The sequence below is a fragment of the Variovorax boronicumulans NBRC 103145 genome (assembly GCF_001591345.1).
Lineage (GTDB): Bacteria > Pseudomonadota > Gammaproteobacteria > Burkholderiales > Burkholderiaceae_C > Variovorax > Variovorax boronicumulans.
Map to the genome: position 1 here is coordinate 37578 of NZ_BCUS01000043.1, position 9490 is coordinate 47067.

General features: G+C 70.5%; 6 protein-coding genes. 5 read left to right on the forward strand and 1 reads right to left on the reverse strand.

Translation table 11 applies throughout. From position 1 onward, the window contains the following. Positions 1-155 precede the first annotated feature (155 nt). The gene (locus VBO01S_RS14600) at positions 156-1421 is read left to right on the forward strand and encodes an MFS transporter (protein ID WP_062475477.1); all 1266 of its coding nucleotides are present in this window, start codon (positions 156-158) and stop codon (positions 1419-1421) included. Positions 1422-1441: 20 nt separating this feature from the next. Here the strand turns inward: VBO01S_RS14600 and VBO01S_RS14605 are convergent, their stop codons facing one another. Next, complete coding sequence (locus VBO01S_RS14605) at positions 1442-3160, reverse strand: bifunctional protein-serine/threonine kinase/phosphatase (protein ID WP_062475462.1); 1719 nt, start codon at positions 3158-3160, stop codon at positions 1442-1444. Positions 3161-3224: 64 nt separating this feature from the next. Between VBO01S_RS14605 and nirB the strand changes: the two genes are divergently transcribed. The 4 genes from nirB to VBO01S_RS14625 all read left to right on the forward strand — a co-directional run. Beyond that, positions 3225-5657, forward strand: a complete 2433-nt coding sequence (gene nirB, locus VBO01S_RS14610) for a nitrite reductase large subunit NirB (RefSeq protein WP_062475465.1) — start codon at positions 3225-3227, stop codon at positions 5655-5657. A 13-nt stretch (positions 5658-5670) separates the two neighbouring features. Continuing rightward, positions 5671-6459, forward strand: coding sequence for a type IV pili methyl-accepting chemotaxis transducer N-terminal domain-containing protein (locus VBO01S_RS14615; RefSeq protein WP_062475467.1), 789 nt, complete (start codon positions 5671-5673; stop codon positions 6457-6459). 35 nt (positions 6460-6494) lie between these two features. Beyond that, on the forward strand, positions 6495-6899 hold the full coding sequence (gene nirD / locus VBO01S_RS14620; protein WP_062475470.1) for a nitrite reductase small subunit NirD: 405 nt from the start codon (positions 6495-6497) through the stop codon (positions 6897-6899). Positions 6900-6906: 7 nt separating this feature from the next. Further along, positions 6907-9490: molybdopterin oxidoreductase family protein (locus VBO01S_RS14625; protein WP_062475474.1), on the forward strand; the 2584-nt coding region annotated here is incomplete at its 3' end.

Consider the following 9490-nt stretch of genomic DNA (forward strand, 5'->3'; position numbering starts at 1 on the left):
GGTGAGGCTGCAGGTTCCTGCATCCAACCCGGCCATCCTCAGGCCGGGCTCACCCCCATGCCGACGGCGTTCGCCGCCGGCCTCCCGACTCCACCCCTGTCCGTCGACACGACCGCTGCCCGGTCGCGCCGCGGCTTTTTGCACCTTTGAACACCATGTCCGGTTTCAGGAATTTCTTGCAGTCAGGCCACAGTCCGACCCTGTTCGCGGCCTTCCTGTACTTCTCGTTCTCCTGCTGCATCTGGGTGCTCAACGGCGCCATGGCGCCCTTCATCGGCGAGACCTTCAACCTCTCGCCCGCGCAGAAGGGCCTGATGCTGTCGGTGCCGATCATCGCGGGCGCGCTCATGCGCTTCCCGCTGGGCCTGCTGTCGCAGTACATCGGCCGCAAGAAGGCCACGCTGGTCGAAATGGGCCTGATCGCCGTGGCGATGCTGTTCGGCTTCTTCTTCGTGAAGAGCTTCAACGACCTGCTCGCCATGGGCGTGCTGCTGGGCATCGCGGGCGCGAGCTTCGGCGTGGCGCTGTCGCTGGGCTCGGGCTGGTTCCCGCCGCAGCACAAGGGCTTGGCGATGGGCCTGGTGGGCGCGGGCAACGTGGGCACGGCCGTGTCGGTGCTGGTGGCGCCGCCGCTGGCCAACTGGCTGGGCTGGCAGGCGGTGTACGGCGTGGCCGCCGTCGCGATCCTCATCCCGATGGTCGTGATGGTGTTCTTCGCCAAGGAGCCGCCGGACGTGGACCCGCACGGCAGCTTCCGCGCCCACATCGCCTGCCTGTTCGAGAAAGACGGCTGGGTCTTCAGCCTGATCTACGGCGTGACCTTCGGCGGCTTCATCGGCCTCACGACCTTCCTGCCCTCGTACTACTACGACCAGTTCGGCGTGAGCAAGGTGCAGGCGGGCCAGCTGACGATGCTCGCGGCCTTCATGGGCGCGGCGGTGCGCATCGTGGGCGGCTGGCTGTCCGACCGCTGGGGCGGCGTGAACACGCTCACGGTGGTGCTGCTGGTGGTGGCCGTGGGCCTCGTGCTGGTGGGCTTCTCGTCGGGCTCGCTGGCGCTCACCACGCTGCTGCTGATCGTGTGCTTCGCCGCGCTGGGCGCGGGCAACGGCGCGCTGTTCCAGCTGGTGCCGCTGCGCTGGCCCACGAGCACGGCGGTGGCCGGCTCGATGATCGGAGAGATCGGCGCCCTCGGCGGCGGCCTGGTGCCCAACGCCATGGGCCTGTCGAAGCAGTACCTGGGCAGCTATGCCTGGGGCTTCGTGTTCTTCGGTGCGCTCTCGCTGGCGATGCTGGGCGTGATGCGCGTGATGCAGATCCGCTGGACGCGCACCTGGGCCGAAAAAGGCGGACGCGCGCGCGTCACGCCGGCGCCTGCGGTTGCCAAGCCCTCGCCCGTTCGCAAGGCCGCCCGTTCATGAGCCATGTCGCCCGCCCCCGCTCAACGTGGCAGGAAGAGAAGCCACACGATGAGCAGCACGTTGAACAGCACCGACACGCCGAGCGCGAGCTGGTACAGCGCGAGCGGATCGCGGCGGATCAGCGGCGTGGCGGCGGGCGCGTTCACGGGGCGCGAGGCGCCGCGCTCCAGCGCGAGCAGCATCTCCTCGGCGGTCTCGAAGCGTTCGCGCGGGTCGCGGGCCACGGCCTTGCGCACGAGGTGGTCGAGCCACACGGGCACGTCGGGCCGCAGGCGCGAGAGCGCGACCGGATCGCGCCGGTAGCGCGCCACCTGGTAGGGCTCGATCTCGCCGTAGGGCAGGTGCCCGCCGAGCCATTGGTAGAGCGTGGCACCGAGCGCGAACAGGTCGCTGCCCGCGTCGGCCACGCCGCCCTCTTCCCACTGCTCGGGGTTGATGTAGCTCGGCGTGCCCGCGTGCAGCTCGCGCTGCGCCGCGCCCTCGCGGCCCGAGATCGCCACGCCCAGGTCGAGGATGCGCCAGCGGCCGTCGTCGCCCCGGTGCAGGTTGCCGGGCTTGATGTCGCGGTGGACCACGCCGTGGCGGTGCAACCGCCCGAGCGCGCGGCTCACCTCGATGGCCGCGGCGACCACCTCGGCCACAGTGCCGCGCGTGCCGTCCTTGCGCATCTGCTCGAGCGTGCGCCCGCCGTGCCAGTCGAACACGATGTACAGCGCGCTGGCGTCCGGCGCGCGCTCGTGCACGCGCACGAAGCCGCCACCCTGCCCCACGCGCTGCCCCAGCCAGGCCTCGTGCGCCAGCATCGCGCGCTCCTGCGGGTCGCCGGCGCGCGACGGGTGCAGGGTCTTGAGCGCGACCAGCTCGCGCGTGACCGGATGGCGCGCCTGGTACAGCAGGTGCACGCCGGTGTCGGCCACCAGGCCGGTGACGACGTAGCCGTCGAGCACGTCGCCCACCTTGAGCCACGGCGGCGGCGCGAGGCGGCGGCCGTCGCCGAGTTCGTCGTCGAGCTGGCGCGCGTCGAGCCCCACCACGCGGATCACCAGCGCGGTCGCGTTGTCGCGCGTGCCGGCGGCCAGCGCGGCCTGCACCAGCGCCTCGCTCGCGGCCTCGGCGTCGCCCTGCAGCGCGAGCGCGGCCACCTGCTGCGGCTTGAGCACGCCGTGCACGCCGTCGGTGCTGAGCACGAAGCAGTCGCCCACGCGCACGTCGCCCTGCAGGTAGTCGACGCGCACCTGGTCGTCCAGGCCGATGGCGCGCGTGAGCCGGCTGCGCATGTCGGGGTGGTCGAAGGCGTGGTCCTGCGTGAGCAGCTGCGCGGGTTCGCCGTCGGCGCGCACGCGCCAGGCGCGCGTGTCGCCCACGTGGGCCAGCGTGTAGCTCTGGCCGTGCAGCACCAGCGCGGTGAGCGTGGTGAGCGCCGTGCCGGCGCCCTCCTGCTTGCCCTGGCGCCGGCGGTTGTGGTCGGCCAGCCAGCCGTTCTGCGCGCCGATCAAACGGTCGAGCGCGGCGGTCGGCTCCCAGGTCGCAGGCGTGGCGAAGTAGTCGGCCAGCAAACCCATCACCGTGGTCTGCGCCGCTTCGCGGCCGCGTCCGCCGCTCGAGACCCCGTCGGCGATGGCCGCGATGAGCCCGCGTGCCTCGTCGCCGGCCGGCGCATGCACCGTGCCGGCGAAGTCTTCGTTCGCGTCGCGCGGCCCGCGCTGGCTGCTGTAGCCGATGTCCACTTCAAAGCTCATGGCGCGATTCTGACCGCGCGCCGCGGGCCGTCGTTCGGTTGATTTCCCTGAAAGGTCCCGCCCCATGAAGAAAATGAAACTCGTGATGGTCGGCAACGGCATGGCCGGCGTGCGCACGCTCGAAGAGCTGCTGAAGATCGCGCCCGACCTGTACGACATCACCGTCTTCGGCGCCGAGCCGCACCCCAACTACAACCGCATCCTGCTGTCGCCCGTGCTCGCGGGCGAGCAGACGGTCGACGAGATCGTGCTCAACAGCTGGGAGTGGTACAGCGACAACCACATCACGCTGCATGCCGGCAAGAAGGTGGTCGAGGTCGACCGCGTGAACCGCATCGTGCGCGCCGAAGATGGCACCGAAGCGCCCTACGACCGCCTGCTGATGTGCACCGGCTCCAACCCCTTCATGCTGCCCGTGCCCGGCAAGGACCTGAAGGGCGTGATCGCCTACCGCGACATCGCCGACACCGACTACATGATCGAGACCGCGCGCACGCACAAGAACGCGGTGGTCATCGGCGGCGGCCTGCTGGGCCTGGAAGCCGCCAACGGCCTGATGCTGCGCGGCATGACCGTGACGGTGGTGCACGTGATGCCCTGGCTCATGGAGCGCCAGCTGGACGACGTGGCGGGCAAGCTGCTGCAGAAGTCGCTCGAAGACCGGGGCCTGAAATTCCTCATGGGCGCGCAGACGCAGGACCTCGTCGGTGGCGACGACGGCCGCGTGAAGGCGATCCGCTTCAAGGACGGCACCGAGGTCGCGGCCGACCTCGTGGTGATGGCCGTGGGCATCCGCCCCAATGTCGAGCTGGCCGAGAAGATGCGCCTGCACTGCAACCGCGGCATCGTGGTCACCGACACGATGCAGACCGTGACCGACGCGCGCATCTACTCGGTGGGCGAATGCGCGGCGCACCGCGGCATCGCCTACGGGCTGGTCGCGCCGCTGTTCGAGCAGGCCAAGGTGGCGGCCAACCACCTGGCGCAGTTCGGCATCGGTCGCTACCTCGGCTCGCTCACCTCGACCAAGCTCAAGGTGACGGGCATCGACCTGTTCAGCGCCGGCGAGTTCATGGGCGGCGAAGGCACCGAGGAGATCGTGATGAGCGACCCCTTCGGCGGCGTCTACAAGAAGCTGGTGCTCAAGGACGACAAGCTCATCGGCGCCTGCCTGTACGGCGACACGGTGGACGGCAGCTGGTACTTCAAGCTGCTGCGCGACGGCCGCAGCGTGCACGACATCCGCGACAAGCTGATGTTCGGCGAATCGAACATCGGCGACACCGGCCACGAAGGCCACAGCAAGGCCGCGAGCATGCCCGACGACGCCGAGGTGTGCGGCTGCAACGGCGTGAACAAGGGCACTATCTGCAAGGCCATCAAGGAGAAGGGCCTGTTCACGCTCGACGAGGTGAAGAAGCACACCAAGGCCAGCGCCAGCTGCGGCTCGTGCACCGGGCTGGTCGAGCAGATCCTGATGTTCACGGCCGGCGGCGACTACTCGGCCACGCCGAAGAAGAAGGCGATCTGCGGCTGCACCGACATGAGCCACCAGGACGTGCGCGACGCGATCCGCAAGGAGCACTGGCTCACGCACGACGCGGTCTACCGCGGCATGGGCTGGCGCACGCCCAACGGCTGCGCCACCTGCCGCCCGGCCGTCAACTACTACCTGATCAGCACCTGGCCCAAAGAGGCGAAGGACGATCCGCAGAGCCGCTTCATCAACGAGCGCAGCCACGCCAACATCCAGAAGGACGGCACCTACTCCGTCATTCCGCGCATGTGGGGCGGCCACACCACGCCCGACGAGTTGCGGCGCATTGCCGATGCGGCCGACAAGTACAAGATCCCGACCGTCAAGGTCACGGGCGGCCAGCGCATCGACCTGCTGGGCGTGAAGAAGGAAGACCTGGAAGGCGTGTGGAAGGACATCGGCATGCCCAGCGGCTTTGCCTACGCCAAGTCGCTGCGCACGGTGAAGACCTGCGTGGGCAGCGAGTGGTGCCGCTTCGGCACGCAGGACAGCACGCAGATGGGCAAGGACCTGGAGCGCGCGCTGTGGGCCATGTACTCCCCACACAAGGTAAAGCTGGCCGTGTCGGGCTGCCCGCGCAACTGCGCCGAGGCCGGCATCAAGGACGTGGGCGTGATCGGCGTCGACTCGGGCTGGGAGCTGTACGTGGGCGGCAACGGCGGCATCAAGACCGAGGTGGCGCAGTTCCTCGTGAAGGTGAAGACCGCCGGGGAAGTGATGGAACATGCCGGCGCCTTCCTGCAGCTGTACCGCGAGGAAGGCTGGTACCTGGAGCGCACCGTGCACTACATCGGCCGCGTGGGCCTGGACTACGTGAAGAAGAAGATCCTCGAAGACGCCGAAGGCCGCAAGTCGCTGTGGGAACGGCTGCAGTTCGCGCTCGACGGCGAGCCCGACCCGTGGTTCGAATCGGCGCAGGCCTCGGTGGATGTGCGGCAGTTTGCGCCGCTGAGCGTGTGATCGGAGCGACCGCTTGAAACGACGACTCTTCATTGCTTCTTCCGCCCTCGCCGCGCTCGCCCCGGTGGGCGCCCGCGCGCAGGTGGCCGACCTCAACGACGCCATCAACAAGGCCGGCCGCCAGCGCATGCTGTCGCAGCGCGCGAGCAAGGCCTACCTGGCGCTGGTGCAGAAGGTGGAGCCGCGCAGCGCGCAGCAGGTGCTTGACCGTTCCGTGGCGCTGTTCGAGCGCCAGCTCGGCGAGCTCAAGGCCTTTGCGCCGACGCCAACGCTGCGCGCCACCTACGACGGCCTGGACGGCGCCTGGCGCGCGTTCCGCACCGAGCTGGCCGACGCGGCGCCCGGCCGGGACGCCGCCGCACGGGTCGTCGCTCTCGACGCCGCCGTGCTCGCGCTGGCCCACCAGGGCACGGCGCAGTACGAGGCCGCCTCGGGCAGGCCGGTCGGGCGGCTGGTCAACATCGCGGGGCGCCAGCGCATGCTGTCGCAGCGCATGGCCAAGTGCTACCTTGCCGCGGCGATGCAGATCGACCCGGCCGGCAGCACCGCCGAGATCGCCAAGGCGCGCACCGAATTCCTGGCCGCGCTCGAGCTGTTGCGCAACGCGCCCGAGGCCACCGCGCAGATCCGCCAGGAGCTGGTGCTGGCCGACGCGCAATGGATGTTCTTCAACCGCGGCCTGCAGCGCCTGGACGGTGCGGGCGCCTCGCCCGCGCTGATGTCCGACGTGTTCGTGAGCAGCGAGAACCTGCTCGCGATCATGGACCGCGTGACCGGCCTGTACGCCGAGATCAAGACCTGACCCGCGCCCGACCCCAAAGACAAGAGAGCCCCACCATGAGCGATTGGAAAGCCATCTGCCGCCTCGACGACATCCCCGTGCTCGGTGCCCGCCGCGTGATGCGGCCCGCCGGCCTGGACGTGGCCGTGTTCCGCAATGCCGAGGACCAGGTCTTTGCCCTGCTCGACCGCTGCCCGCACAAGGGCGGCCCGCTGAGCCAGGGCATCGTGTTCGGCACCAGCGTGGCCTGCCCGCTGCACAACTGGGCCATCGGCCTGGACGACGGCTGCGCCCGCTCACCCGACGAAGGCTGCACGCCCAAGTTCGCGGTGAAGCTCGAAGACGGCGTGGTGCACCTGGACGCGGGCGAGCTGGCCACGCATGCGCTCGACCTCGAGCGCCCGGTCGCCGGACCGCAGCGCCTGGCCGCCGTGACGGTCCTGTCCCCGGAAGAAGGTTGAGGCCCGCATGACCCAGGAGACGCGCTCCACCTGCCCCTATTGCGGCGTCGGCTGCGGCGTGATCATCGAATCGCAGGGCGACCAGATCACCGGCGTGCGCGGCGACCCCGACCACCCCGCGAACTTCGGCCGCCTGTGCACCAAGGGCTCGACCTTGCACCTCACGGCCAGCGCGACCGTCACGCGCCAGACGCGGCTGTTGCAGCCCCTGCAGCGCCTCGCGCGCAAGGAGGCGCCCGCGCCCGTGACGTGGGACCACGCGCTCGACCTCGCCGCCGGCAAGTTCGCGCAGGTGGTGCGCGACCACGGCCCCGACGCGGTCGGCTTCTACGTGTCGGGCCAGCTGCTCACCGAGGACTACTACGTCTTCAACAAGCTGGCCAAGGGCCTGGTCGGCACCAACAACATCGACACCAACTCGCGCCTGTGCATGAGCAGCGCGGTGGCCGGCTACAAGCAGACGCTGGGCGCCGACGCGCCGCCGGCCTGCTACGACGACCTGAAGCACGCCGAGTGCCTGTTCATCGTGGGCAGCAACACGGCGTGGGCGCACCCCATTCTTTTCCGCCGCATCGAGGACGCGAAGGCCGCGAACCCGGCGCTGAAGATCGTCGTGGCCGACCCGCGCCGCACCGACACGGTCGAGATCGCCGACCTGTTCCTGCCGATCCAGCCCGGCACCGACGTCATGCTGTTCCACGGCATGCTGCACCTGATGCTGTGGGAGGGCTGGACCGACACCGCCTACATCGCGGCCCGCACCAACGGTTTCGACGCGCTCAAGGCCACGGTGCGCGACTGCACGCCCGACACCGTGGCGCAGGTGTGCGGCATTCCGAAGGACGACCTGCTCGCGGCGGCGCGCATGTTCGCCACCTCGCCCGCCACGCTGAGCCTGTATTGCCAGGGCCTGAACCAGTCGTCCAGCGGCACGGCGAAGAACGCGGCGCTCATCAACCTGCACCTGGCCACGGGCCAGATCGGCAAGCCCGGCGCGGGCCCGTTCTCGCTCACGGGCCAGCCCAATGCGATGGGCGGGCGCGAGGTGGGCGGCCTGGCCAACCTGCTGAGCGCGCACCGCGACCTGGCCAACCCCGAGCACCGCGCCGAAGTGGCCGCGCTGTGGGGCGTGCCCTCGGTGCCCGAGAAGCCCGGCAAGACGGCGGTGGAGATGTTCCAGGCCGCGGCCGACGGCGAGATCCGCGCGCTGTGGATCGCCTGCACCAACCCCGCCCAGTCGATGCCCGACCAGGCCACGGTGCGCCGCGCGCTCGAACGCGCCGAGTTCGTCGTGGTGCAGGAAGCCTTCGCCACCACCGCCACCTGCGCCTTCGCCGACCTGCTGCTGCCCGCCACCACCTGGGGCGAGAAGGAAGGCACCGTGACCAACAGCGAGCGCCGCATCTCGCGCGTGCGCCCGGCCGTGCCCGCACCGGGCCAGGCGCGCAACGACTGGTCGATCGGCGTGGCCTTTGCGCGCCGGCTCGAACAGCAGCTGGGTCGCAGCTTCACGCTGTTCCCGTACGAGAGCGCCGAGTCGGTCTGGAACGAACACCGCGAATCCACGCGCGGGCGCGACCTCGATATCACCGGCCTGAGCTACGCGATGCTCGAGAGCGCCGGTCCGCAGCAATGGCCGCTGAAGGAAGGCGATCGCACCGGCCGCGTGCGCCTGTACGGAGACGGCGTGTTCCCCACGCCCGATGGCCGCGCGCGCTTCGTCGACACGCCCTACAAGCCCGTGGCCGAGGCGCGCGAGGCACGCTTTCCCTTCTCGCTGAACACCGGCCGGCTGCGCGACCAGTGGCACGGCATGAGCCGCACCGGCACGGTCGGCAAGCTGTTCGGCCACGTGGCCGAGCCCGTGGTGCAGATGAACGCGCAGGACATGGCGCGCCGCCAGATCGCCGAGGGCGACCTGGTGCACCTCACGTCCAAGCGCGGCTCGATCCTGCTGCCGGCGCGCGCCAGCGCCGAGATCGGCCTGAGCCAGGCCTTCGTCGCCATGCACTGGGGCGAGGAGTACCTGAGCGGCTGCTCGTCGACCGGCGTGCGGCTGGCGGGCATCAACGCGCTCACCACGCCGGCCTACTGCCCCACCTCGAAGCAGCCCGAGCTCAAGCACACGCCCGTGAAGATCCTCAAGGCCGAGCTGCCGTGGTCGCTGCTGGCCATGGCCTGGCTGCCCGCCGGCGACGCGCTCACGGCGCAGCGCGCACTGCAGCCGCTGATGGCGCTGTTCCCCTTCGCCACCTGCGTGCCGTTCGCGGGCAACGCGCCCGGCGAAGCAGAGCGCAGCGGCGTGCTCTTTCGCGCCGCCGCGCACGACGCGCCCGACGCCGCGCTGGTCGAGAAAATCGAAGCCCTGCTGGGCCTGCAGACCGCCGACACCCTGCGCTACGCCGACCACCGCCGCGGCCAGCGCCGCGCCGCGCGGCTGGTGCGCCGCGCCGACGGCAGCGCCGGGCTCGAGGCCTTCTTGCTGGGCGGCGACACCAGCGCCGAAGCCTGGATCGCCACCCTGCTGCGCGAGGAACTGCCCGCGCAGAGCTACGGCCGCCTGCTGCTGTCGCCGGGCGCCCGCGCGCCGG

What these genes read in the sequence shown, in the direction of transcription:
- VBO01S_RS14600 (WP_062475477.1), top strand. Translation starts at nt 156, where the DNA reads ATGTCCGGTTTCAGGAATTTCTTGCAGTCAGGCCACAGTCCGACCCTG.
- VBO01S_RS14605 (WP_062475462.1), bottom strand. Translation starts at nt 3,160, where the DNA reads ATGAGCTTTGAAGTGGACATCGGCTACAGCAGCCAGCGCGGGCCGCGC.
- nirB (WP_062475465.1), top strand. Translation starts at nt 3,225, where the DNA reads ATGAAGAAAATGAAACTCGTGATGGTCGGCAACGGCATGGCCGGCGTG.
- nirD (WP_062475470.1), top strand. Translation starts at nt 6,495, where the DNA reads ATGAGCGATTGGAAAGCCATCTGCCGCCTCGACGACATCCCCGTGCTC.